The sequence below is a fragment of the Tetzosporium hominis genome (genome assembly GCF_002265435.1).
In the GTDB taxonomy this organism is placed as follows: Bacteria; Bacillota; Bacilli; order Bacillales_A; family Planococcaceae; genus Chryseomicrobium; species Chryseomicrobium hominis.
In genome coordinates, this window is sequence record NZ_NOKQ01000204.1 from 71,046 (window position 1) to 95,948 (window position 24,903).

Consider the following 24,903-nt stretch of genomic DNA (forward strand, 5'->3'; position numbering starts at 1 on the left):
CGCCGTGGCTTTTTAAGGTTTCACGAAGTGGAGGGTAGGTCCATCTGAGATGAAATCCTCTTCGATGAAGAATGCAAAATCCCTGCCAAATAGATAAGGGATGACTAAACGTTCCTTGACCTCTGGGAATTGCGAGATAGGCACGAGTTCTTGACCTTTCACCTTATACAACTTTACGTCCGATAAATCACTTCCACGTTTATCTGGCATGTCTAAAGCTACATAGTCCCCAAATATAATCGAGTTCCAATAAGTGGGTGTATCGAGTTCTGTGTATTCGCCCGTACTCATAGTCAAATAACCAAGCTGCATATGTTCATCTTCGCTTGCAAAATCTCCGTAAATACGGTCTCCGATAATTTGCAACCTTTGAACGGACGCGTAGGGAGAAGGGAATTCATGTAACAGTTCGCCCGTTACATCTGAGTACACAAAAAGAGTTGACGTGTCTTCCGTACGTTCAGAAAAAACAATCTTCCCATTTTCATGATCGAGCATTCCCAATGACCCATCTTTCCCTTGAGAATGTAAAGAAGTATCCTGCAGTGTCGCTAGATCGAGTAACCAAAAAGATGGTGGGTTTGTAGAAATACTTAAGTGAACCAGTTTGTCGCCTTCTATACTCATAATTAGCGCTGAATCATTGGTTATACTATTTTCCTCACCCGTTTCCCGATTAACAATATGAAGAAAACTATTAGTGTCCGTATTTTCTTTCCAAACGATCCACTTCTCCGAAGCCACATAATCATAAATACGCTTTGGTGTATCGTATAACTTTTCACTCACGCCTTGTTCGAACGAATAGCGATAAATCCCATCATTGGTTGTATAGATCAGTTCATCAGTTTGCTCGATATACGTAGACGGAATTAACGAATCATACGGTATATCTGGTAATGCTACCGAACGCTCGATTTCGAAAGCTGGTTGTTGATCCTGCGTTAGAGTAGGTATGAAAAGAATAAGTGCCAACAATAAAACGGAAGCCGCCACAACTGGTGCTAAGAATCGCAAAGAATTAGGCTTTTTGTTTACATGTATACGTTGTCGAATCGCCGCTTTTTCTCGTTCACTTAACGTCATGTCATCAGGTATCGTCTCACTCAGTAACTGTTTGATGTTCATAGCCATTCACCTCCAATTGTTCCCGCAGATGTTCACGTCCACGAGCTAACCGTGTTTTCACTGTATTGGCTGAGCACCCCAGTACGTCCGCAACTTCCGCTACCGATAACTCCGCATAATAATAGAGCCATAAGGTCTCTCGGTAATGGAGGGGGATCGACTCGAGGACAGTTTGGAATTCCGATGTCCGCTCTTGTTGTATGTAGGTATCTTCTGTGCTTTCCCGTCGTTCCCAGAACTTCAGTTTGTCACGGAAGGATACTTTGGTTTGATGCCAGCTCTTTAAGTGATTCAAGCTTTCGTTGACTGCAATCCGGTAAATGTATGTCTTATAAGAAGCGTGTCCGTCGAACCTATGAAGGCTCAGATAAAACTTCACAAACGTTTCCTGAGCGATGTCTTCCGCTCGCTGCCTGTCGCGCACGTAGGAATAGATGACGCGCTTGATCATGTCACCGTGCTCATTCATTGCTTCATTGAGAAGCTGGTTTTTTTGTTCTTCTGTCACATCACCGCATCCTTTCCTAAACGTTAGACAAAGCAGCTTCTTATATGGTTTCATATTTATTAAATAAAAGAAAAGATTTACTTAGGATGCTGGTCTTCTCGCTGGACAAGAATACAAGTGCCCGCTATACTAAAACTATAAATAGGGGAGTAGTGACAAGTGATGTGTTCGTCATTCCGGTACCGAGTACCCGGACCATCCCGCTCGCAATGAGCGCACAAGACCTTTTTATGAAAACAAGCTGACTCATCAGATGTTTTCATAAAAAGGTCTTTTTTTGTCTCTACTCTTAGTGAAAAGGAGGAATTTAAATGGTGTATGTATTGTTCATTCTTGTAGCTGCTGTCACGGTATATGCTGCAATGAAGTTATCAACATTCGCTGATGTTATTAGCTCAAAAACATCTATGGGAGGTCTGCTGGTAGGGACTATCTTATTAGCAGGTGCCACTTCACTTCCAGAAGTAACAACGAGTATATCGGCAGTTGTGATTGGAAGCCCAGATATTGCAGTTGGAAATGTATTAGGGTCCAACTTATTCAATCTTTTCATACTAGCCATGTTTGATTTGTACTTTAGAAGTAAACGACTTTATGAAAAAGTGGATCGTACTCATTTGTATTCAGCGATTCTCGGTATAGTGCTAACTGGTTTGGCATTAACAGGGTTGCTTTATAATCAGACACCAACATTATTAGGCGTTGGTATTGAAACGATTGCGATTTTAATCATCTATATCGCAGGTCTAGTGTGGATGAATAAAAAAGCGGCTGAACATCCTATTGCAGAACCAACTACAACTGAGGAGCAGACAGCCGGTTCAGATATCTCAGTGAAAAAAGCGGTAATTGGTTTTGCTGTTGCCGCTGTGGTAATCATGGCTGCTGGTACAGCTCTTTCGATATTAGGAGATCAAATTGCAGTGTTAACGGGATTAGGAGCAAGCTTTATTGGAAGCTTCTTAATTGCTGCCACAACTTCACTACCAGAAGCCGTTTCCGTGTTCGTTGCCTTGCGCTTACGTAATGTCAACTTAGCCTTCGGATCTATTCTTGGAAGTAACTTATTTAATATGCTGATCCTGGTGATGTCTGATGTCGTTTATAATGGTCAATCTATTTTGAATGTCGCAGCAACAAGCCATATCATCACAGGGATTAGTATCACATTTTTATCCTTCTTGGTGATGTATACCATCCAGCGAAAACGAAATGTGTCAGGACCAAGATATATCTTACCTTCCATTATCACCGTACTAGTTTACTTTGGAACTACGTATTTGCTCTTTGCAGCATAAAAAAGCACGGCCAGCTGGCCGTGCTTTTGCTTACTTGAAATAAGGAAGACGCTTTAGAGCGACTACAACTGGAATCGCAATAAGTAAGCCGATACCATTTTGAACTAGGTTTCCTGTGACGGAAGCTAGAGGAGCAATAAGGCTTTGGTACATAATCGCTTCACCGATATAGTAAAGGACAAGCATGAACGGGATAGAGATGACCGCTCCAATGATATTCCAAACAATGCTTGATCCATTGCGGTTTCCAGCCCATGCAATCTTACCGACAACAAATCCTTGTACGGCACGTGCTACAAACGTAATAGGTGCCCAAGCTAACCAACCGCCTGCAATATCGAACAGCCCCATACCGAAGGCTCCAGCTGCGGCTCCTTTTTTAGGTCCGAACAACATAGCAGAAATGAACAGCATAGCTGTACCCAGGTGGACGAGCCCGCCATTGGCAGCGATAGGAAGACGAATGTTGAGCATCATGGTGGATACAAATACTAAAGCAATCAACATAGATGTTAAAATAAGGTCAAAGGTCTTAACGCGTGAAGTAGGGCGCGAAAGTGTTTGAGGGTTTTGCATAAGATACCTTCTTTCTAGTGTCTAAGATGTAGTTTACTTTACCAAAAAGCTGAACCCTCAAAAAGTATCAGTTTTAAATAAAAATAGGTGGTCAGAAAAAGGGGAGAGAGAAGATGAAAGCGTTAGTCGAGGGAATGAAATGGCCGAAGTGGATGATTGGCTTTGCTTTTTTCTTCAGTCTAATTGAAACGGCCTTCGGGCTTGTAGTGCCATTACTGACTATGGACTTCATAGACAGCTTCACAGAAGGTGGCATCAGTGCGTGGATGCTCGCTGCAGTCGCCCTACTGTTGATTGTTCAAGCGATACTATCAGGTGTCGCCTTTTATTTAATGCGCAAAATTGGAGAATACGTAGTTGCATACATTCGCAATAAAGTATGGCGTCATGTACTCGGACTACCTGTCGCCTTCTTTGATGAAGAAGAGTCTGGAGAATTGATGAGTCGGATCCTCCAAGATACGGGGGTGATCAAGTCACTCATTACCGATCACTTGATCACATTTTTTACGAGTATTCTTACAGTTGTTGGTGCCATAGCGATATTGATTTATATTGACTGGAAGATGACATTGATTCTGCTAATTTCGGTACCTGTCACTCTGGCTATTATGTTCCCTATTGGGCGCATGATGTCCAAAGTGGCGAAATCCACTCAAGATGAAGTGGCCACATTTAGTGCACAACTTGGAAGAGTCCTTCAAAACATTCGTCTCGTAAAGTATAGTCAGTCTGAACCAAAGGAGCAGCTCCACGGGGAGCAGCAAGTTGCACGAATTTACTCGTTCTATCTAAAAGAAGCCAAGCTTGTAGCCGTATTGTCTCCAGTTATGACGCTCGTCATGACGCTAGTGCTTATCGTTGTGTTTGGATACGGAGGTGCCCAAGTAGCTTCAGGAGCATTGACGGCAGGTGCTCTAGTAGCTATTATCTTTTACTTGATTCAAATCATTGTCCCGTTTACCCAAATGGCGAGTTTCTTCACGGCTTATCAAAAAACAGTCGGGGCAACAGAGCGTATTAAGGATATTCTTGAGCGACCTCAAGAAACTAGCGGAGGCATCCCCCTTCCAAGTGAAGAGCAAGACATAGAGCTTAGAGATGTTACATTTGCATATGGTGAAAAAGTCATTTTAGACAACGTCTCTTTAATCATTCCAAAAGGAAAAGTCACAGCCTTTGTTGGGGAGAGTGGTGGAGGGAAGACCACTTTGTTTTCTATGCTTCAGAGATTTTACCAACCGCGTGATGGCACCATTTTATATGGAGATACTGACATTGGAAACATCGACTTAAAAGAATGGCGTAGCTTGTTCGGGTACGTCTCTCAAGAAAGTCCGCTCATGAACGGAACGATTCGAGATAACATCCTGTATGGTGTAGATCCTCAATCTGTCTCAGATGAAGCTATGGAACAAGCATTGAAGCAAGCGAATGCTTGGGAGTTTGTTTCTAAACTAGAGCAGGGGCTTGAGACGCCAGTTGGAGAGGGCGGGATCAAACTCTCTGGTGGTCAGAGGCAGCGAATTGCGATTGCTCGGGCGGTTATCCGTAATCCAAGAATTTTGCTATTGGATGAAGCTACTTCGAGTTTAGATACAGAATCCGAACGCTTGGTCCAGCAAGCCTTGCAAAGCATCATGAAAGGTCGTACGACGCTTGTGATCGCACATCGCTTGTCTACAGTGCAACACGCCGATCAACTCGTTGTCATCAAAGACAAAGGGGTACGGGGAACAGGCACTCACCAGCTATTGGTGGAAACCAACTCGTATTATCAAGAACTCGTCAAGAACGCACAATTGTTCACATGAGAAAAGACGCCAACTAGGCGTCTTTTTTAGTGTCTATTTGTTTTACAAGATACGATAACCACTTAGTTGGCGTATAAGCGATTAGATGCCCATACAATCCTTGGAGAACTGCTTGACGTGGTAGTTCTCTTTGCAATTCCTCAAGCAAGACCTCAAATGTCTCTTCAATTAGTTCCGGATGGCGTTCCTTTTTCAAGTCTTCTATGACTAATTGAATAGACTCTGCACTCGGTTTGGTAAGTTCACTAGTAACCGGAAGTTTCACCATCTCCATAGTCAAATAGAAGGTGTTTGAATGCTTACCTAGCAGCATCGTCTTCTCTACTAAAACTTCTACAATACGAGTCGTATCATGCGGATAGGGATGGAACAATATCAGCTGTGAATAGATTCGGATGAGCCCTTTGATTGAGACGAGCAAATCGATGGCTTGTTGTTCCGTTTGCTGAGGGAACAATTCCTGAAACAGTGAGAGAAGAGATTGATCGATCAAGGCATCGTAATACATCAGTTTTTCTACTATTTCTTCGTTGATACTGTACATCTGCTCTTGCGCATACATTTTCGCGAAATTCGCATGTTTCTCCAGTAAATTCAAATGTGCAGAGAAGTAATCCTGTAGTTTCTCATCTGCTGGATGTTGTGTATTGACCACTCGGTCAATATCTGCAACAAACTGTTTCATGAAAGTATCGATAATCTCTTTGATCAAGTCTTCTTTAGAAGCAAAGGATAAATAAAATGCGCCTTTAGAGATACCTGTAGACTTGGTGATGTGTTGGATAGAAGTGGCCTCTATTCCGTGTTCTGCGAACAATTGAATAGCTGTCTCTAAAATCTGTTGCTTTTTAGACATATTTTTACTCCTTTTTTAGTTGGTTGAAATTGACGTTTGACCAACTGGTCATTAGTATAAAGTGGTGAGTTGATTTTCGTCAAAGAGAAAGGAAGTTATGGTGTGCAGAATCTTGTGCGTTTTGTTTTAAAAAATAAATTTGCCGTTTGGTTGCTAACTCTTATTGTAACCTTTGCAGGTATCTATTCCACTACTCAAATGAAAATGGAGTCCTTGCCAGATGTCTCAATCCCTTATTTGATTGTAGCTGGTGTGTACCCAGGTGCAACTGCTGAACAAGTTATGGAAGATGTATCCATGCCACTTGAACAAGCGGTTGAAGGTCTTGAAGATGTAAAAGCGGTTTTCTCTAATTCTTCTGCCAACGTCTCTCAAGTTCAAATTGAGTATGAGTATGGAGTCGATATGGACCAAAAGAAGCGTGAGCTCGAATCCGCTCTTGATAGTGTGACGCTTCCAGAAGAAGTAGAGACACCATCTATCTTAGCTATTAGCTTAAACATGTTTCCGGTTGTAGCGTTATCTGTCAGTAGCGAGGAAGAATCTATCGTAGAACTGACAGAGCGCGTAGAGAACTCAATCCTTCCCGAGCTTGAAAAAATCGATGGGGTTGCGTCCGCCACGGTAAACGGACAGCATATAGAGGAAATCCATCTGAGGTATGATGAACAAGCTTTAGAAACCTTTGGTGTGACTAAAGATGACGTCAAACAGATGATTGAAGCAAGCAATATTGCCGTTTCGCTTGGTCTTTATGAGTTTGAAGAAGGAGAAGAAGCAGTTTATGTTGACGGAGCCATTACGTCAGTCGAGGACTTCAAGGAGATCCTCATTCCGGTCACACCTTCTGCAACAAACCCGTCTCCTTTTGTGCCGTTATCTGAGCTAGCTGCTATTGAACAAGTAGGGCAAGTTGAATCGATTGCACGAACGAATGGGGAAGATGCGATTGCCATTCAAATTGTAAAAGGTCAAGAAGCCAATACCGTATCGGTCGTCAATGCGGTTAAAGACTTGATGAAAGAGTTCGAAGCAGAAACAGAAGGTTTACTTGTAGATATCACATTAGACCAAGGGGAGCCGATTGAAGAGTCGGTATTCGCAATGATTGAGAAAGCGCTAATTGGAGGTTTGATTGCGGTAGCAATCATCCTGATTTTCTTACGCGATTTCCGTTCGACTCTGATTGCGATCGTTTCTATTCCAGTTTCTATTTTTGTAGCATTACTGCTGTTGAACTGGCTGGACATCACTTTGAATATCATGACACTGGGAGCCATCACGGTCTCTATCGGTCGCGTTATCGATGACTCCATTGTCGTGGTGGAAAATATCTACCGACGCATGCATTTGAAAGAAGAAAAACTAACAGGACGCAAGCTGATTCAATCGGCAACGATTGAAATGTTCAAACCGATTTTGTCATCAACGCTTGTAACGATTGCCGTTTTCGCTCCACTAGTATTTGTTGGAGGCATGGTTGGAGAGTTATTCTTGCCATTCGCACTTACGATGTCCTTCGCGCTATTAGCTTCACTGGCAGTGGCGATTACGATTGTACCGGCAATGTCCCACAGCTTGTTCCGTAAAAAACTATACGGAGAAAAAACGGTTTCTGCCCATGAAGAAGTAGGGAAGATGGCGTTGTGGTTCAAAGGGTTCCTTGAAAAAGCCCTCAACCACAAATGGATTACTTCCATTGTGGCGGTTGCGTTACTAGTAGGGTCACTTGCTTTAACGCCACTGATTGGATTCTCTTTCTTAGGTTCCCAGACGGAGAAGATGATGTACGTCACGTACTCACCAGCTGCTGGCGAATTGAAAGAAGAGACTACAGCAAATGTGGAAGAAGTGGAGCAGCTGCTCCTTGAACGCGAAGAGATTGATATTGTGCAGCTGTCGATTACGGATGCGTCTTCAACTGATATCGCTTCTATCATGTCAGGAGGAAGCGACGGAGCTTTACTGTACTTGATTTTTGATGATGCCTTATCAGTAGATGAGTTTGAACAAAATCGAGAAGACGTTTTGGAAGAGCTTGCTTCACTAGACCATTCAGGTGAATGGAAAGAGCAAGACATGATGGGTGGAGGGATGATGGCTTCAAATGAAGTGGCCTATACCCTCTACAGTGAAGATTTAGAGGACTTGTTAGAATCGGTCGCAAAAGTAGAACAAGCCATGACAGACATCAATGGCTTAGTAGATGTCACGTCAGATGCGGAAAACCCTTATGTGGAGCATGTGTTGCAGGTGGAACAACAAGACACTTTACAATACGGGTTAACTGCAGGCCAGATCCTGATGGCACTCTCAGCAAGCGGGCAAGATGAAATACTGACATCTGTGCGCACAGATGCAGGTGAATTAGAGGTTATAGTGAAGAACCCTGAGCAACAGACAGCGGCTACTTTTGAAGAGTTGCTTGAAACACCGATCCCGACAGCAATGGGAACGATGATGACGCTTGGTGAGTTGGTGAACGTAGAAGAAAGTACTACTCAAAACACATTAAGCCGTTCAGAAGGCGAGTTCTATGCGAGTGTATCGGGGACAGTTGAGACAAAAGATGTTTCAGGTCCGAGTGCCGAAGCGCAGGAAGCCATTGATAAACTGGACTTGCCTATGGGCGTTAAAGTTGAGACGGGTGGAGTGACTGCAGACATTAATGAGACGTTCACGCAGCTAGGAATTGCGATGGCAGCGGCTATTGCCATTGTCTATTTCATCTTGGTGGTCACGTTTGGAGGAGGACTTGCACCATTTGCTATCTTGTTCTCCTTACCGTTTGCAGTAATCGGTTCCTTCACGGGCTTATTCTTAACAGGACAAACTATTTCAGTATCCGTTATGATGGGTCTCTTGATGTTGATTGGTATCGTTGTTACGAATGCCATCGTATTGGTAGATCGTGTCATTCAAATGGAGCGTGAAGGGATGTCTGTACGAAATGCTTTGTTAGAAGCAGGAGCTACACGATTACGTCCTATCCTGATGACAGCTATTGCTACGATAGGTGCCATGGTCCCTATGGCATTATCTAGCGGCGGAGGAGGGCTGGTCTCTCAAGACCTTGCCATTACGGTTATCGGCGGGCTGTTCTCGTCTACATTATTGACGCTTGTTGTAGTACCAGTCGTCTACGAACTACTGCGTAAGTTACAAAAGAATAAATCATTGGTAGATCAAGAAGATTAATCTAACTGCCGGCTCTTTTATTAGAGCCGGTTTTTTTGTTGGGCAATTGTTGACAGTTTTAGATTACTAATATAAACTAAGTTACAAATAGTAACTTAAGGAGAATGAAACATGAACTTTCATCAAAAACCAACTACATTTGTAACTAACGTTACAATTAATGTAACCGATATCAAACGCTCGACAGAGTTTTACCAACAGATTATTGGATTTCAAGTCCTTTCACAAACAGCAAATGAGGTCCAATTGACTGCAGATGGCAAGACAGCTCTGTTGACGCTCATTCAACCAGACCACGCTGGAAGAAAGCAACCCCGCACAACAGGACTATACCACTTTGCGATTTTACTTCCGTCTCGTCAGTCACTTGCAAGCATCGTTCCTCATTTGGTCGATCAAGGAGTCCAGTTGGGGTCTTCGGATCATTTAGTAAGTGAAGCGCTCTATTTTGCGGATCCGGATGGCAACGGCATTGAAATTTATCGCGACCGCTTACCAAAAGAATGGACGTGGAATGAAGGCTCTGTAGAAATGACGGTGGATCCATTGAATTTTGAGGATTTACTTACAAAAGAAAACGTCCTTCCGTGGACGGGACTACCTGAAAATACAGTAATGGGTCATATTCATCTTCATGTTGACGATCTGCAGGCCGCTGAGAACTTCTATACACAAGCACTTGATTTTGAAGTTGTGACTCGTTATGGGCACCAAGCTATCTTCATCGCTGACAACAAGTATCATCACCATATTGGACTCAATGTTTGGAACGGAATTGGGGCTCCGCGTCCGGCTGCACATTCTGCGGGGCTTGTTCATTACACATTAGTTGTTGAAGATGCCGAAAAGCAGAAGCGTTTCGAAGAGCACTTGAACACTCTGGGTGCTCGAGTCGAATGGAATGACGAAGTTTTAATTACAGAAGATCCTGCAGGGAACGAAATTCATATTCGGAGTTAATTCCTGTACAATAAAAGGAAACAAACCAAGTTGGGGGATTTTCCGATGACAACAGTTGCACTATTTGATTTTGACCGCACGATTTATAAGCATGAAACGTACACGCTATTAATGCGCTTTTTGCAGTCTCATGAAGTGTATGGCAAGCGGTATAAAAAATTCATGCGCCGGCTCATGCCGGTCTACCTTTTGTATAAGATGAACATGACGCCTGAGAAGACGATGCGAAAAAAAGCGATGGAAATTTACTTGAAGACTTTTGAAGGTTCGAGTGAGCAAGAACTACGTGCCTACTTTAGAGAGATGGCAGAAGAGATGGCAGGAGACTTTAATATGGAAGTCATCGAGCGACTCCATTGGCATCATGAGCAAGGCCACCGCATTTTAGTCATCTCTGGTGCCTTTGATGTCATGCTCGATGAGGTGTTAAAAGACCTTCCTGTTGATTCGAAACTTGGGACGCAAGTACCTTTCCGAGATGGGCATCTCCTAAAAGTGACGGAACTGTCTCATGTTCATGAAAAACAAAAACTCGTACGAATCGAAGAAGATTTGCAAGGTGTAGAAGTAAACTGGAAAGAAAGCTTCGCTTATGGAGATAGTATTTACGATATAGATGTTCTGGGACTTGTAGGACATCCTGTAGCTGTACAACCAGACAAGGAGTTAAAATCATATGCATATGAGCAGGGCTGGGAAATTATCGAAGCCTAGTTTACCGCAATACGTTTTACGGGAATACATCCAGTAAAAAGAGGTGACGAGGATGCACATCAAGAAACGATGGATTGCGGGTACGGCCGTGGCAGCTCTGGTTGGGTATATCATGGCGAATCCGACCTTTGGAAAACGCGTGACGCGGGCTCAAAAGAAACAATTTGATGAGCTTCCGCATTTTAAAGATGGGAAGTTTCGGAACACGCCACCAATTGTGTCTCCTGGCGGGTTTGAAACCCTTCAAAGTCTTGCAAAAGATTACTTAGTACGAAAAGCGGACTTACATCCTGCTAATCCGATGTCGAGTGTGAAGTATGAGAGACATTCAGGTGTAGAAAGTCCTCATGTTACATGGCTTGGCCATTCTTGTTTTTTACTAGAGTGGAAGGATAAAGTCATTCTTGTTGATCCTATGCTTGGAAAAGTTCCCCTGCCATTTCAAATCAAAGATATGCGGTACCCGGTAGAAGAGGCGTTTGATCTCGAACAACTTCCGGAAATTGATATTGTAGTGTATTCTCACGATCACTACGATCACTTAGATTATGATACGCTTCAGCAAATCAAAGACCGCGTGCGTAAGTTTTTTGTTCCGTTAGGAGTTGGCAAGCGACTTGAGGGGTGGGGAGTTCCGGAACACCGAATCTTTGAAGTGGACTGGTGGCAGTCTATTGAAGAAGAAGGCATCTGTTTTACAGCAGCTCCTTCTCGCCATTTTTCAGGGCGACTCGGTATTGATTATGCAGAAACGCTTTGGTGTTCTTGGATTTTTGAGTGGGACGATACTCGTATTTTTTATAGTGGAGACAGCGGATACGGGAAACACTTTGAAGAAATCGGTCGCCGTTATGGACCGTTTGATTTAGTGTTGATGGAGTGCGGTCAATATGATGAGCGTTGGCCAGGTGTGCACATGCATCCAGATGAGAGTATGCAGGCTTTCCTCGACTTAAACGGAAGTCATTTACTGCCCGTTCATTGGGGGGCTTTTACGTTGGCTTTCCATAAGTGGGATGATCCGCCGGAAGAAATGATGCGTCTTGGAAAAGAACACGATGTCCATGTTGTGGTTCCTAAAATTGGAGAAACACTAGACGTTTCTAAATTGAACGACTATCAAACAACGACTTGGTGGAAACCATGTATATAATAACAACGCCTTTCCTAGGAAAGGCGTTAGTTTGTTTTTACCGGCAAATAAATCTCAACTTCTTCAGCTGTTTCTGTAGGGAAGTACATCTCGACAATATAACCTGAAAGATCAAATTGAAGGTTTTCGTCAAGCATCCAGTTTGTGAGTTTCTCATGAAGTGTTCCGATTTCTTCCGTCGTGCCTCGAGCAAATGCATAGTCTCGTGTGATTTCAATATACTCCATGCCAGCAGGTGGATGGGGCGGTTGATGCGAGACGAGAACACCTACGTAAAAATGACCTTCTTCATGGTCGATTCCGGACTTTGGTTCAAATAAAGCAACTTCCACGTGGGCTTGGTAATCGGTGTCCTGCAACTTTTCCATGAAGCTTCGAGCTTTTTCGGGTACAATGGTAGCATAATCTTGAAAAATTCCTGTATGCCGCGTCACAAGTGCGCGGATGGTTACAGATTTATGAGCTGGCATGATTCCAGTCCTCCATTCAAAGAATTCGTAAAGGAGACTCTTATGAAAAATCGTGTATTTGGTACAATCTATCTAGTGTTTAGCATAGCACTCTTTATCGGCGTAGAAAAGTGGCCATTTCTTCAGGACATCGATCCGATCTACCACATTCCACTTTATTTTCCGTCACTCGTATTAGCAGCTATCGGCTTTTATTTGTTCCGGATCTCAACAACCAAGTTGCCAAATTCGTGACTCTTCTCTTACTGGGAAGAGTCTTTTTTTGTTTGGCCAAAAAAGGTATAACTCGCAATATGGGCTTGACTCAACTGAATGAGTTCATTAATAAACTGTTGGTCCTCTTTTGCGTAATTTGTTTGAATCCAATCCCGGATCAATCCGTACAATCCATTGGCCATATAGCGCTTAAATAAATCCATATCTACAGGCAGGTCGTTAAGGAGCTAAATTAGTTTTAGTCGACCTTCAAGAAGATCTAGGAACATCTTTTGCTCAAGAACTACCAGACGCTATCTTTGTAAAAGCAGATGTTACAAATGAAGAGCAAGTGGCAAATGTGTTTGAAAAAGCAAAAGAAGCTTATGGCCAAGTGGATATCGTGTTCAATAACGCAGGTATCGGTAAAGTGACACCAACACATGAAGTGAGCTATGACGAGTGGAGAAAGACCGTTGCAGTAGATTTAGATGGTGTGTTCTTAGTGGCTCGCGAAGCGATTCGCTCTTTCCAACAGACAGGTGGTGGAGTGATAGTGAACACAGCTTCTATGTATGGGTGGGTAGGTTCTCCAGGGTCAGCAGCTTACAATGCGGCAAAAGGTGGCGTAGTCAACTTTACTCGCTCAATCGGTCTTGAGTACGCAGAACACAATATTCGTGTGAACGCCCTATGCCCAGGATTTATCGATACACCAATCATCCCTGAAGAAAGCAAAGACATCTTGAAGCAGATGACACCGATGAAACGATTGGGCCAGTCAGAAGAGATGGCAAAAGCAGTTCTATTCTTGGCATCAGATGATTCAAGTTTTATGACAGGTGCAAGTTTAGTAGTAGACGGTGGATATACAGCTCAATAACAAAAAGGCTCTCTTCGAATTCGAAGAGAGCCTTTTCTTATGCTTCTTTAGTTGTAAGCTTTCTGAAACTAAATATAAAGTAAAGAAGTGTAGCTACAGAGAAAACAATCGCAAATACAGCTAATATTGTAGCGGCAAACGCGAATCCTGCACCGCCTTCGATAGAGATGGCGGATTTGAAAAGATCAACCGAGTAAGTCATCGGCAACCACTGATTAAATACTTGAAGTGCTTTCGGTAACAATTCTAGTGGGAACGTTCCCGCGCTTGTAGTCAATTGAAGAATCAATAAGATAATGGCTACAAAACGTCCTGCATCTCCAAGTGTCGTCACTAAGAACTGAACGAGTGCCATGAACGTCAGGCTTGTAAGGACAGTACCTGCAACAAATAACCAAGGATTGACTGGATCCACTCCAACTACCCAAATAGCAAGTCCCGCGACAATGAGTGCTTGTAGGATGCCGATTGCAGCTACAACCATTGTCTTGCTTGAATACCAACGAACGCCGCTTGTAGGTGAAGATGCAGGGTCTCGTAATGGGAAGACGATGGAAGTAAGGAGTGCACCGACAAAAAGACCAAGTGAAATGAAGTAAGGAGAGAATCCTGTTCCGTAATTGGGTACTTCATGTAGTGCTTTCTTTTCCACCTGTACTGGCTGAGCTACAGCTTTCGCTGAAGCTTCACCGGCCTTGAATTCCGATGCCTTCTCTGAGCCATCTGCTAGTCCGTTATGAAGCTCTGTGGTGCCTTCAGCTAATTGTGTGCTTCCCTCTGCTAGTTTCCCTGCACCATCCGCGAGTTGTTGCGAGTTTGATGCGAGCGTTGTTGAGCCAGATGTCAGTTGGCCAGCACCCTCTGCTGCTTCTGTAAGTCCCGCAGTCAAACGAGCTGAACCTTGTTGAAGTTGTTCAAGGCCACTTTCTAACTCAGGGAGCTTGCCTGCTAATTGTGTGGTCCCGGAATTCACTTGATTAGCACCGTCTGTGAGCACGCTATTCTTTGAAGCTAATTGTTCTAGACCGTCTGCTACTTGTGAAGTACCTTGCTCCAAATCTTGGCTTGCTGCTTGAAGTTGTTGTAGACCATCAGCAAGCTGTGAGCCTCCACCAGCAGCTTGTTGCATTTTCGTACTATAAGATTGCGTAGCCTGCAGAAGGGGATCGAGTTGCGCTTGTACGGCAGCAGCTTGCTCTGGAGGAAGACCAGCTACAAGTTGTGCGATTGCACCATTCCAACTAGCTGCTAATTGTTCGGAACCAGTTGCTAATTCTGAAAGCCCCTGCTGTAGTTGCACAGCGCTTGTGGATGCTTTTGAAACACCAGCACTAAACTGGACCTGACCATCCTGCAATGTCCCGGAGCCAGTTGCTAATTTGTCTACAGCAGCTGTGTAATCTGCAATTCCTTGCTGTAGAGAAGTTGTCCCAGCCGCTAGCTGTGAAGCACCCTCTGCAGCTGTGCGAGCGCCATCTTTAGCATCACCTAGTTTAGTGGTTAACGTAGCACTACCTTGTCGCGCTTGCTCAACACCTTGTGCGAGCTTTGCTGTCCCGTCCGTCAATGTAACGCTTCCAGCTGCTAGGTCATTTAAATAACTTTTTAATTCACTTGTCCCTTGTTGAAGGGATAGAGCCCCATCTTCTAGTTTTGCAGAACCATCCGCTGCACTTCCAATTCCGTCTTTCAAAGAATCGACAGCTTCATAGATTCCTTCTGTAAAGGTTTGTGTCACTTGTTCATTAACAGTTGCCTGAATGCGAGCGATGGCTGTCTCGCCGATTTGGCTGGATAAGAAATTAAATGCCTCGTTTGGACGGTAGATCAATTCCATTTGAGAAGGGGATTCTCCGAGCAGTGTCGTTGCGTTGTGAGAGAAGTCTTCAGGAATTTCAATGACCATATAGACTTCTTTATTTTCTAGAGCCGCATCTGCTTGGTCACGAGTAAACGCTTCAAACTTAAAGTCCTGTCTCTCTTCTAAGTTCGTAAGTAAATCCGTACCTAGCTCCAGTTGCTCTTCCTGATAGGTTGCTCCTACATCTTCATTCACTACTGCAACGGGTAAATCCTCTAGCTGCGCATAAGGATCCCAGAATGCCCATAAAAACATACCAGCGTACATAATCGGAATAAAGAGAATAGCCAGTAAAGGTATCAATTGTTTCTTGTTAGTAAAGATTGCTTTCCATTGTTGCCGAATCATGAAGATTCTCCTTTCTGTTGTGACCGAATGACTGCTTTGTTATTTTGGTTATTTTATGATAAAAGAAAAGGCTCTTTATTAGAGCCCTTTGAATAGGCTTTGATGAAAAAACTGACTGATGGTTTTTTCATCTAAAGGCTGCTCATACAGTTGGTTCCAGTCCACTACAAAAGCTACATACGATTTGTATAACAAATAAGCAAGAAGTTTCGGGTCTGACTCAAGATCAGGCAGAGCCCGACTCAATCGCTGTTCAATAAATTCTACAATCGCTTTTTCTACCTGCTGCATCATATCATACACAGCTTTGGACTTCGTGGCACGTTCTTCTTCAATCAAACGAGCAAGAAGTTGGTGGGTTTCACGGAACTCCAACATTTTAATTAAAGCTTTATGTGCATTTTCTGCAGGAGTAGCAGAAGGATCTAAGACACGCACGGCTTGTTGCTTCATTTCCTCTATTGTAGAAAGGACGATAGCTTGAAATAGATCTTCTTTATTCGCAAAAAATGTATAGATGGTTCCTTTTCCAACACCAGCTTCCCGTGCTATCTGATCTACGCTAGTAGCTTTGTAGCCATACAGGCTAAAGGTTTTGGCGGCAGCTTTTAATATTTCTTGTTTGCGATCCATCGATTCGCCTCCTAAAATGACCGAAATTCAAATTCGGTCATTTAGTCAAAGTATACATCGGATGTTTTATAGAGGCAAGTGAAATTCCATTACACATGTGTAAGCTCTTGTTGAAGTGCCACCCAGTGGTTTGGAGAAACTTCTGTCCAGATTGAGTTTGCTACATCGTAATGTGGTGTCTCTTGATGTGCGACACTTGCACGAGCCGCTCGTCTCTTCACTTCAACATGCGGATCAGGAAGGGGGATGGCAGCTAGCAGAGCCTGCGTATAGGGATGTTGTGGGTTTGAGTATAGCGTTTCACTTTCAGCTAGTTCCACAATCTTCCCTTTATACATCACCGCTACTCGATCACTCAAATGTTTTACCATCGACAAATCGTGAGCAATGAATAAGAAGGTCAATCCTAATTTCTGCTGGAGCTCTCGAAGGAGTTCCACGATTTGCTTTTGTATAGAAACGTCCAGTGCGGATAAGGGCTCATCACACACTATGAAATCTGGTTCAACTGCGAGTGCACGTGCAATCCCGATTCGTTGACGCTGCCCTCCAGAGAACTCATGGGGATAGCGCATAGCATGACTTTTCTCCAGTCCCACTAATTCTAGTAATTCTTCGACTCGCTGTTGTCTTTGTGTACGGTTTTGAGCTAGTCCGTGAAGGTCTAAGGCTGTACCGATGATGTCGACGACTTTCTGTCGAGGATTTAGCGATGCATAGGGATCTTGGAAAATGATTTGAATTCGGCGACGCATTTGTTTTAATTGTTTCTTGTTCAAGCGATTTAAAGGGATGCCGTCAAACAGCACGGTTCCAGAAGTTGCTTGATGCAGCTGTAGAAGGGTGCGTCCGGTTGTTGACTTCCCAGAACCAGATTCTCCTACAAGCCCTAGTGTTTCTCCTGGGTAAATAGAAAAACTGATATCGTCTACGGCTTTGAGTTGTTCGCCTCGGCCAAGATCAAACTCTTTAGTTAAATTTCGGACTTCCACAAGTGGTTGAGAAGGGTCACGCTGGGTATCCACCTTGCTAGGAAGTTTCGGTTGTTTAGGTTCATGAAGTTTCGGCAGTGCAGCAAGCAGCTTTTTTGTATAAGGATGCTGAGGCGAATAGAAGATGTCTTCTGTCGTTCCCGTTTCAACGATTTCTCCTTTTTGCATCACAATGACACGGTCACACATTCCAGCAACGACACCTAAATCATGCGTGATCAGTACGATAGCTGTGCCAAGCTTTTGTTGCATCGTCTTCATCAGTGCCAAAATCTGCGCTTGAATCGTCACGTCTAGTGCAGTCGTGGGCTCATCCGCAAGCAATAGTTCAGGTTGACAAGAGAGTGCCATGGCAATCATGGCACGTTGACGCATTCCTCCAGAAAATTCGTGAGGGTACTGTGCGGCGCGCTGACTCGCTTTTTGGATCCCGACCTGCTCCATCAGCTCAATAGTTTGTGTAAGGGCATCTTTTTTAGAGAGCTTTCGATGCTTGATCAAGCTTTCAGCAATTTGATCACCAATACGTGTCGTCGGATTTAAAGAGCTCATCGGGTCTTGGAAAATCATCGAAATCTCTTTTCCTCGAAGTTGCTCCAATCGTTTCTCTGGAGCTGAAAGTAACTCTTCGCCTTTCCACAGGATAGAGCCACTTTTGACAAATGAAGGAGGAGAGGGAAGGAGGCGCATGACCGAGCGGGCAGTAACACTTTTTCCGCTTCCAGACTCTCCGACAATGGCTACTGTTTCTCCTGGATAAACATCTATATGTACACCTTTAACAGCTTCTATTTCTCGTTCTCCTGCTAAAAACGAAACGCGTAAATCTTGTATCGATAAAATGGGTTGATCCATAACAAACACCTCAATCTTTAAATGAGCAAAATCTATTGACTCTTTAGTAAATATGTTTCATACTCTACTATACCACTAGGAATTATACAATATATTCATTTTACTTCGAACTCGTCTTCTAGTTATAGAAGGCGGGTTGAATTTTTGGCAGAAGAAAGGAGTGTGCCCTAATGACCATCCCCGAATTTATGAAGTCACTCTATTTAAAGGCTTCCTTACATAGAAAGTCTTATTGGCTTGTAGTATTGCTGAGTCTTCCTCTCCATCTGATTTCCTGGTTGTTGTACCGTATTCAGAAACCCGAAAAGAACTACATAGAACAGCTAAATAAGGAAACAAGATTGATTTCTGAACAGGAAAGGCAACACTGGTTTGAAGATTTCTACCGACAAGAGAAAGCAAAAGATCAGACGTTCCAACTTCGTCAAAGTGAAGACACGCTCCATAAGACGGCAAAGCGATTAGTTGCTCAGCATGAACGGGAAGAGTTGGAGAAGAAGCTTGAGAAACAAGGTGTTGTTCCTCAGACCTATTCACATTTTACGGGTAACCTGATTGGAACGCCTATCTTCTTCTGGACGACTTTCATATTTGCGTTCTTGTTATATAGCTTCCTTGCAGGAAGAAGCCAATCATTCGCTTGGTTTGTGTTGGGACGCTTAGTTCAAACTGTGTTTGTCATCATAGGTGTCGCAACTTTTGTCTTTACGATCTTATACATATCTCCATTAGATCCAGCGCAGAACATCCTTGGTGTTGAGTCCACACCTGAACAAGTCGCTAACTTTAATCGGATTTACGGATTAGACCAGCCATACTTAGGACAGCTTTGGAATTCCTTACAAGGACTGTTCACATTTGATCTAGGTACTTCATTTGCAGGCAAAGAAAACATCACAGCAAGCATTGCCTCTAAGTTCCCAGTGACGTTGATTATTGCTCTCTTTTCTCTGTTGATGGCCATCATTATCGCATTACCTGCAGGGATTGTTTCCGCATTACGTCCAAACAGTTATTGGGACTATACGTTTATGATTGTGGCTTTGATTGGTCTATCTATACCGAGCTTCTGGCAAGGATTACTGTTCATTTTAGGGTTTTCCATTCACTTGCAATGGTTCCCGGCTACATATAGCACATCAAATTGGTTATCGCTTGTATTGCCAATTGCGGTACTGGGAACGTCTATCGCTGCATCGATTGCACGAATGACAAGGTCGTCTATGCTGGAAGTGATACACGAAGACTACATCGTCACCGCTAAAGCGAAAGGTCTTACCGAACGTCAAATTGTTTCCAAGCATGCTTTGAAAAATGCCATGATTCCTATCATTACGGTGATTGGACTGTTGTTCGGTGGTATGTTAGGCGGTGCGGCCATCACTGAAAAGGTATTTAATATCAGCGGGATTGGGAGCTACATTGTCGACAAGCAGTTCATCCCAGACATACCTGCACTCCTTGGTGGGGTCGTCTATATTGCCATCGCTATTTCACTGGTCAACTTGGTCATCGATATTTTATACGCTTTCTATGATCCGCGTATCCGCTCGACCATGAAAAAGAAAGGATAGGAGGGAGCCTGTGAAGCAGATCACCAATGACGCATTGCGTCTCAAATTATCACAAGAATACCGGAACGCTCAGTTCACATGGATATTTACAGCGCTGTTTGCCCTTCTGTTTTTAGTCTATAGCTTTGATTTTTCTAACCAGCAAGTGAGACTTCCTGTTGTGATTTTCTTAATCATCTATACGGTAACGACTTTATATGTACTCTTTCTTGCTAAACGAATTCGTAACGATGTTCTACGAAAAGGAGAAGTGCAGAAGAGCACGCGTCTTTTGGCGTATCCTTTGTTGCTGACAATCGTTGCAGGCAATATCTTTGCGTCTGGGTTCGCTTTCGCACTTGTTAGCCAAAATCAAACGCCAGAGTATACATTTGCTAGCTATGCTTTATTGACGCAGCTATTTGTAATCGGTGTTTCCGCATTCAATTTATTTAAACCTTATGTAGTAGACACGTTCCTACTAGCTATAGGTCTACTTCTAGTGGCAGCACTTCTGTACGCAGTAATGATTGTGCTCACTGCACGATTTGTAACCGCTGAATCAGCTCCGAAGTGGATGCTGATTCCTGGAATTATTCTGTTGTTCAGCTTGTTCATAGGGAACTTTTTTGGATTCTTACTTGGGTATTCGCTTATTAAAAAAGCACGCTCTAAAAACCCGTCTTCTGTGGAGAAGTGGCATACGATGTGGTTGAAAATCACACGCAATACGATGGCCATCTTCGGGATGTTCTTTATCACATTCATCTTTAGTTTATCCGTGGTCAGTGAGTGGATCTTCGATTATGACTTTGCCACTCAAAACAATTACAGTGCCATCTTGCAAAATCCATCACTCGAGTATCCATTAGGAACCGATGATTTTGGACGGGATCTCTTTTCTCGCATCGTCTTCGGCGCTCAGATTTCATTGATTGTTGGATTTGCTTCAACTGTGTTACCAGCTCTGATCGGAGGGACGCTAGGGGCGATTTCTGGATATTTTGGTCGCACAACCGATTCGGTCATTATGCGTCTATTAGATATTCTTTACGCGATTCCAGGAATTCTTCTCGCTATTGCCATCATCGCAGCATTTGGTGCTAATACGGTCAACTTGATTATTGCGCTTAGCGTTGGAGCTATCCCTACTTATGCACGTACTATGCGCGCAACCGTGATGCAGCTCTCCAACTTTGAGTTTGTAGAAGCGGCAAGAGCATTGGGGGCTTCGGATGCGTCCATCATCTTCAAACAAATCGTGCCGAATTCTCTAGCTCCTATGATTGTAAAAGCGACTCTCACGATTGGGGGAGCGGTCATTGCAACAAGTAGTTTGAGTTTCCTTGGACTCGGAATTGAACCGCATATCCCTGAATGGGGCAACATCTTGAAAGTGGGAAGTACGTATCTAGAAACCCATTCTTACGTAGCGATATTCCCTGGAATTTGTATTATGCTTCTTGTTTTATCTTTTAACTTTTTTGGAGATGGCCTGCGCGATGCGCTTGATCCAAAGACAAACTAACATAGAGGAGGAATTTACAGGATGAAGAAATTTTTTGCGGTTGCTGCAGCGGCAACTTTAGTATTAGCAGGCTGTGTCGAAACGAAATCAGAAAACGAAGCAGGGGGCGTCTCGGAATCGGGGACAGCTGAAAAACCAGTTATTGAAGTGCTGGGTATGGCTTCGAATGAACAAGATATGAACATTGTTCGTGATCAATTGCTTAAAAATGGATTTGAGGTCAACTTAAATATCCAGCCGGATTACGGCTCGTTCACTTCTCAGAAAGACGCAGGCAACTACGATGTGGCCGTCTCTTCTTGGACTACTGTTACTGGAAATCCAGACTATGCTGTTCGTGGCCTATTTAAATCAGATGGCGCATCTAGTGTCATTGCGGATGAAAAATTAGATGAGTTAATTGATGCAGCGAGTGCGGTTACAGGGGATGAAGCGGTAGAAGCTTATAAAGCTGTAGAAGAGTTGCTTGTCTTCGATCAAGCCTATATTGCTCCACTTTATATTTCTAATAAAGCGCAAGGGATTTACTCAGCTGCTGTGAATCCAGATACAGTACGTCTATCGAAGTCACGTGCACAAGCGTGGGAGAAAATCTCGTTCAATGACGCATCTCTAAATGCATCAGAAACGCTTGTATTGCACCAAGCGATCGGCTCACTAACATCACTTGATCCAATTAAAGCAAATGATGGTTCGATCAATACGTTAAACACAAATATGTACTCCCGTCTTGTCAATTTGACAGATGAAGACGAAGTGGTAGCAGAGGACTCTCTTTCTTACAACTTCGCTATGACAGAAGACAATTCGAACTACTACTTCATTTTACGGGATGATATCAACTTCGCAGCTGTTGAAAACGGTGCTGCCGTAGATACAGGAGACCTTGTGTCAGCAGAAGATGTAGTATTCTCTCTAAACCGTGCGAAGGATCCAGAATCTGTTCCAGATCATCGTACATACAGCCTACATGAGAACATGGAGACTGTTGAAGTCGTAACAGACCTTGCAGAGCTTGAAAGTGCGACAACTCCAGATGGAGAAAGTGTATTAGAAGCCTTATCGAATGAATTACCAGCGGATATTACTACTTTAGTAGCATCAGAAGACGAAGTCGACAATGCGGCAGGGAACTACCAAGTGGTGAAAGTGACAACTACACAACCGTTCCCGCAAGTATTGAATTACTTAGCTCACCAATCCGGTGGTATCGTTTCTGAACAACAAGTGTCTTCAATCAATACGTTTGATGTAGCTTCTTACGATCCAAACAGTGATATTGCGTACGGAGATCAGTCTACTGTCACAGAAGGTGGTTCTTACGACAATCAATTGTTCGCAAGCGGCCCTTACATCTTGATTCAGAAAAACGATTATGAAGCTCAATTTGTGAAGAATCCTGCTTACCGTGCAGATTCTGAGTATGCACCACTAATCGATAAAGTGAATGTTCGTTTCATTGATGACAACGACAGTGCACTTTCTGCACTGCGTAACGGAGAGATCCACGTCCTTCAGACAGTACCGGATACAAAATACGATGTAGTTAGCTCAGACGACAATCTGACTTTAAAACAAGCAGACAGCAACGGCGTCAGCTACTTGCAGTTCAACATGTCAGGTCGTGATGTGTCAGAGTCAGCGGATCTACGTAAAGCAGTTCTATACTCCATCAATCAACAAGACTTTATCACATATTACCAAGGGAACAAAAAGCCAGCAGTGTCCACAGTCACTCCACTTGTAGACACAGGCTTAACATTTGAAGCGGATGCAGAAAAAGTTAAAGAATTCTTAGACGCTTACGCACAATAACACGAAAGGACCTGTCCATTTGGGCAGGTCCTTTTGGTTACCAAAAGCTCTTGATAGCTTGAGGGATTAATTTCTTCGGCCAAGGCCGGAGTAGTCCAAATATAGGAGAGCGGTGCAAATTTAGAGCTCGAACTTTACTCGTTGCCTCTCCTTTCAGCACTTGGATGAGCAAATGAAACGTCATCTGTTCATCACGAGCCAAATAGTCTTCGATAACATCCACTTCTTCTTCATACAGCGTGTAGCCTTTCGTTGAGAAACGAACCGGTTTTTCGGTATCTCCTAACGGTGAACTAGATGTTTCACGTTGTTCATCCTCGAGCTGCTGATCTAGTTGTTGTTTGCTCTTATCTAGATAGGGTTGAACGAAACGTAAACTATCGATGGTTGATAGTTTGACATGGTGTAGCGATAACAATGTAGGTTCAACAGGTTCTTCAGGGAAGGAAGCTCCTTGCAAGGAAAACAAGAGACGATGGGCATCTCCGGTGTGCGCCGGAAATTCCTTGTCTATATACCACCCTTGGATCTGTTGAAGTTTTCGAAGAGCAGCGATCACTTTAGGTGTTCCTTCTGCTAGTGCATTAAATTGCCGTTCTATAGTCGAGATACGTTTTTGTACTTGTGCCAAGTTGATTTCTTCTTGAAGAACGACACGGTCTTCGAATGGGTCGTATTTATATGCGTAATTGCACGTCTCGCAGTAGATTTGGAGCATGGGAGACTCTTTATCAATCGTCACTTGAATTGGATGGCTGCATGCAGAATAAGTGGCATCCGGTGGAAGTGCACGGTAGGGCCTCAGTACAATCTCCACACGATGACGCCAGAAAGCCACATCTTCTGGTGGATTGAGGACGCCCATAAGCATGGATCGTTTAGCATTCTCTACGGCTTCAAGCACATCTTGTTTCTCTGCAGCCAAACGGATGAACGGATGTTGGGAATAAGCTAGACGAACTTTTTCTTTCCACTGTCTTCGAGACAAAGTGGGCAGCTGTGCAGCAAATACATAGCTATCCAAGAGTTCATCAAAATAACTTCGTAGCTGATTGTCCGAGAGAACGTAAAGATTGCGAGAATCAAAATGGTGACTATCCGGAGTGAGTATTAGCTCCGGTTTTTGCTTTTTCCATAAGAAATAATCAGGCCGTATAGCATACAAGTAAGCTTGTTGTTCCGAAACGATAGCTAGTGGAAATGTATGTGACGGAAGTTTTGTGAATCGGGAAATCAGTTCAAGTTCATGTTGTCCTCTACCACTAAGCAGCTCGTTCAAAATACTTGAGATTCTGCGTAGTAACGGAGGTGATGAAGGATAGTTCGAAGGGACGTGAAGGACTGCCCCAACAGGGATCAAATATAAGGAATCATACGGTTGTTCAAGTAGGCCAAGGTGTTGTTGTGTCATCGGTATTCCCCCTCTCTTTTAGTATAGAAGGAAAGAAAGAGATGCCCAATTGATTTGCTTGAACTATTTTCTGAATAGTGAAAATGTCCCTTGTCATAGAAAGGCATTTCATGTACTCTTATAAAAAGTTTCTAAAAATGGAATAGTTGTTCCG

At 43.4% G+C, this 24,903-nt stretch carries 19 protein-coding genes and 1 pseudogene; 11 read left to right on the forward strand and 9 right to left on the reverse strand.

Going from position 1 to position 24,903, the window contains the following annotated elements; translation table 11 throughout:
* Window positions 1-12: 12 nt before the first annotated feature.
* Entirely contained in the window at window positions 13-1,128 is a 1,116-nt protein-coding gene (locus tag CF394_RS07870) for a TolB-like translocation protein (protein WP_094942795.1), read from the reverse strand.
* Entirely contained in the window at window positions 1,103-1,636 is a 534-nt protein-coding gene (locus CF394_RS07875) for a sigma-70 family RNA polymerase sigma factor (protein ID WP_094942797.1), read from the reverse strand. The genes CF394_RS07870 and CF394_RS07875 overlap by 26 nt, the downstream gene beginning before the upstream one ends.
* Before the next feature lie 311 nt (window positions 1,637-1,947).
* On the opposite strand from CF394_RS07875, the gene CF394_RS07880 reads away from it, so the two are divergent.
* Window positions 1,948-2,934 (forward strand): sodium:calcium antiporter, encoded by a 987-nt coding sequence (locus tag CF394_RS07880; protein ID WP_094942798.1) that lies wholly within the window; start codon window positions 1,948-1,950, stop codon window positions 2,932-2,934.
* 30 nt (window positions 2,935-2,964) lie between these two features.
* Here the strand turns inward: CF394_RS07880 and CF394_RS07885 are convergent, their stop codons facing one another.
* Window positions 2,965-3,510 (reverse strand): ECF transporter S component, encoded by a 546-nt coding sequence (locus tag CF394_RS07885; protein WP_094942800.1) that lies wholly within the window; start codon window positions 3,508-3,510, stop codon window positions 2,965-2,967.
* 113 nt (window positions 3,511-3,623) lie between these two features.
* Between CF394_RS07885 and CF394_RS07890 the strand changes: the two genes are divergently transcribed.
* Window positions 3,624-5,324 carry an ABC transporter ATP-binding protein gene (locus CF394_RS07890; protein WP_094942801.1) on the forward strand — a complete coding sequence of 567 codons (1,701 nt, stop codon included), beginning with the start codon at window positions 3,624-3,626 and terminating at the stop codon, window positions 5,322-5,324.
* A 13-nt stretch (window positions 5,325-5,337) separates the two neighbouring features.
* On the opposite strand, the gene CF394_RS07895 is transcribed toward CF394_RS07890, so the two are convergent.
* On the reverse strand, window positions 5,338-6,180 hold the full coding sequence (locus tag CF394_RS07895) for a TetR/AcrR family transcriptional regulator (protein ID WP_094942803.1): 843 nt from the start codon (window positions 6,178-6,180) through the stop codon (window positions 5,338-5,340).
* 102 nt (window positions 6,181-6,282) lie between these two features.
* On the opposite strand from CF394_RS07895, the gene CF394_RS07900 reads away from it, so the two are divergent.
* From CF394_RS07900 to CF394_RS07915, 4 genes are all read left to right on the forward strand, one after another.
* Window positions 6,283-9,378 (forward strand): efflux RND transporter permease subunit, encoded by a 3,096-nt coding sequence (locus CF394_RS07900; protein WP_094942805.1) that lies wholly within the window; start codon window positions 6,283-6,285, stop codon window positions 9,376-9,378.
* A gap of 111 nt (window positions 9,379-9,489) precedes the next feature.
* On the forward strand, window positions 9,490-10,338 hold the full coding sequence (locus tag CF394_RS07905; protein WP_094942806.1) for a VOC family protein: 849 nt from the start codon (window positions 9,490-9,492) through the stop codon (window positions 10,336-10,338).
* Between the two features lie 45 nt (window positions 10,339-10,383).
* Window positions 10,384-11,052 (forward strand): HAD family hydrolase, encoded by a 669-nt coding sequence (locus tag CF394_RS07910; RefSeq protein ID WP_094942808.1) that lies wholly within the window; start codon window positions 10,384-10,386, stop codon window positions 11,050-11,052.
* 52 nt (window positions 11,053-11,104) lie between these two features.
* Complete coding sequence (locus CF394_RS07915; protein WP_094942809.1) at window positions 11,105-12,205, forward strand: MBL fold metallo-hydrolase; 1,101 nt, start codon at window positions 11,105-11,107, stop codon at window positions 12,203-12,205.
* Window positions 12,206-12,231: 26 nt separating this feature from the next.
* On the opposite strand, the gene CF394_RS07920 is transcribed toward CF394_RS07915, so the two are convergent.
* Entirely contained in the window at window positions 12,232-12,675 is a 444-nt protein-coding gene (locus CF394_RS07920; RefSeq protein ID WP_094942811.1) for a GyrI-like domain-containing protein, read from the reverse strand.
* 42 nt (window positions 12,676-12,717) lie between these two features.
* Here CF394_RS07920 and CF394_RS07925 point away from each other — a divergent pair, with 42 nt between their 5' ends.
* Window positions 12,718-12,909: a hypothetical protein gene (locus CF394_RS07925; protein ID WP_094942812.1), complete on the forward strand. Its 192-nt coding sequence runs from the start codon at window positions 12,718-12,720 to the stop codon at window positions 12,907-12,909.
* A 205-nt stretch (window positions 12,910-13,114) separates the two neighbouring features.
* Window positions 13,115-13,753, forward strand: a pseudogene (locus tag CF394_RS07930) (SDR family NAD(P)-dependent oxidoreductase); the annotation flags it as partial.
* A gap of 37 nt (window positions 13,754-13,790) precedes the next feature.
* Here the strand turns inward: CF394_RS07930 and CF394_RS07935 are convergent.
* The 3 genes from CF394_RS07935 to CF394_RS07945 form a co-directional block, all read right to left on the reverse strand.
* On the reverse strand, window positions 13,791-15,962 hold the full coding sequence (locus CF394_RS07935; protein ID WP_094942814.1) for a YhgE/Pip domain-containing protein: 2,172 nt from the start codon (window positions 15,960-15,962) through the stop codon (window positions 13,791-13,793).
* A gap of 78 nt (window positions 15,963-16,040) precedes the next feature.
* The gene (locus CF394_RS07940; RefSeq protein ID WP_094942815.1) at window positions 16,041-16,595 is read right to left on the reverse strand and encodes a TetR/AcrR family transcriptional regulator; all 555 of its coding nucleotides are present in this window, start codon (window positions 16,593-16,595) and stop codon (window positions 16,041-16,043) included.
* Between the two features lie 89 nt (window positions 16,596-16,684).
* Window positions 16,685-18,442, reverse strand: a complete 1,758-nt coding sequence (locus CF394_RS07945; protein WP_094942817.1) for an ABC transporter ATP-binding protein — start codon at window positions 18,440-18,442, stop codon at window positions 16,685-16,687.
* A gap of 170 nt (window positions 18,443-18,612) precedes the next feature.
* On the opposite strand from CF394_RS07945, the gene CF394_RS07950 reads away from it, so the two are divergent.
* Genes CF394_RS07950 through CF394_RS07960 form a run of 3 tightly spaced genes read left to right on the forward strand, consistent with a single transcriptional unit; the run spans window position 18,613 to window position 23,338 of the window.
* On the forward strand, window positions 18,613-20,016 hold the full coding sequence (locus CF394_RS07950; protein WP_243370743.1) for an ABC transporter permease: 1,404 nt from the start codon (window positions 18,613-18,615) through the stop codon (window positions 20,014-20,016).
* A gap of 10 nt (window positions 20,017-20,026) precedes the next feature.
* On the forward strand, window positions 20,027-21,523 hold the full coding sequence (locus CF394_RS07955; RefSeq protein WP_094942818.1) for an ABC transporter permease: 1,497 nt from the start codon (window positions 20,027-20,029) through the stop codon (window positions 21,521-21,523).
* A gap of 21 nt (window positions 21,524-21,544) precedes the next feature.
* Window positions 21,545-23,338, forward strand: a complete 1,794-nt coding sequence (locus CF394_RS07960) for an ABC transporter substrate-binding protein (protein ID WP_094942820.1) — start codon at window positions 21,545-21,547, stop codon at window positions 23,336-23,338.
* A 37-nt stretch (window positions 23,339-23,375) separates the two neighbouring features.
* Here the strand turns inward: CF394_RS07960 and CF394_RS07965 are convergent, their stop codons facing one another.
* A complete protein-coding gene (locus CF394_RS07965; RefSeq protein WP_094942821.1) occupies window positions 23,376-24,749 on the reverse strand; it encodes an RQC-minor-2 family DNA-binding protein in 1,374 nt (457 codons plus the stop codon).
* Between the last annotated feature and the right edge of the window lie 154 nt (window positions 24,750-24,903).

Coding starts and splice junctions, on each gene's coding strand:
- CF394_RS07940 (WP_094942815.1), bottom strand. CDS start 16,595: ATGGATCGCAAACAAGAAATATTAAAAGCTGCCGCCAAAACCTTTAGC.
- CF394_RS07905 (WP_094942806.1), top strand. CDS start 9,490: ATGAACTTTCATCAAAAACCAACTACATTTGTAACTAACGTTACAATT.
- CF394_RS07890 (WP_094942801.1), top strand. CDS start 3,624: ATGAAAGCGTTAGTCGAGGGAATGAAATGGCCGAAGTGGATGATTGGC.
- CF394_RS07935 (WP_094942814.1), bottom strand. CDS start 15,962: ATGATTCGGCAACAATGGAAAGCAATCTTTACTAACAAGAAACAATTG.
- CF394_RS07870 (WP_094942795.1), bottom strand. CDS start 1,128: ATGAACATCAAACAGTTACTGAGTGAGACGATACCTGATGACATGACG.
- CF394_RS07945 (WP_094942817.1), bottom strand. CDS start 18,442: ATGGATCAACCCATTTTATCGATACAAGATTTACGCGTTTCGTTTTTA.
- CF394_RS07950 (WP_243370743.1), top strand. CDS start 18,613: ATGACCATCCCCGAATTTATGAAGTCACTCTATTTAAAGGCTTCCTTA.
- CF394_RS07925 (WP_094942812.1), top strand. CDS start 12,718: ATGAAAAATCGTGTATTTGGTACAATCTATCTAGTGTTTAGCATAGCA.
- CF394_RS07910 (WP_094942808.1), top strand. CDS start 10,384: ATGACAACAGTTGCACTATTTGATTTTGACCGCACGATTTATAAGCAT.
- CF394_RS07920 (WP_094942811.1), bottom strand. CDS start 12,675: ATGCCAGCTCATAAATCTGTAACCATCCGCGCACTTGTGACGCGGCAT.
- CF394_RS07960 (WP_094942820.1), top strand. CDS start 21,545: ATGAAGAAATTTTTTGCGGTTGCTGCAGCGGCAACTTTAGTATTAGCA.
- CF394_RS07880 (WP_094942798.1), top strand. CDS start 1,948: ATGGTGTATGTATTGTTCATTCTTGTAGCTGCTGTCACGGTATATGCT.
- CF394_RS07965 (WP_094942821.1), bottom strand. CDS start 24,749: ATGACACAACAACACCTTGGCCTACTTGAACAACCGTATGATTCCTTA.
- CF394_RS07885 (WP_094942800.1), bottom strand. CDS start 3,510: ATGCAAAACCCTCAAACACTTTCGCGCCCTACTTCACGCGTTAAGACC.
- CF394_RS07895 (WP_094942803.1), bottom strand. CDS start 6,180: ATGTCTAAAAAGCAACAGATTTTAGAGACAGCTATTCAATTGTTCGCA.
- CF394_RS07915 (WP_094942809.1), top strand. CDS start 11,105: ATGCACATCAAGAAACGATGGATTGCGGGTACGGCCGTGGCAGCTCTG.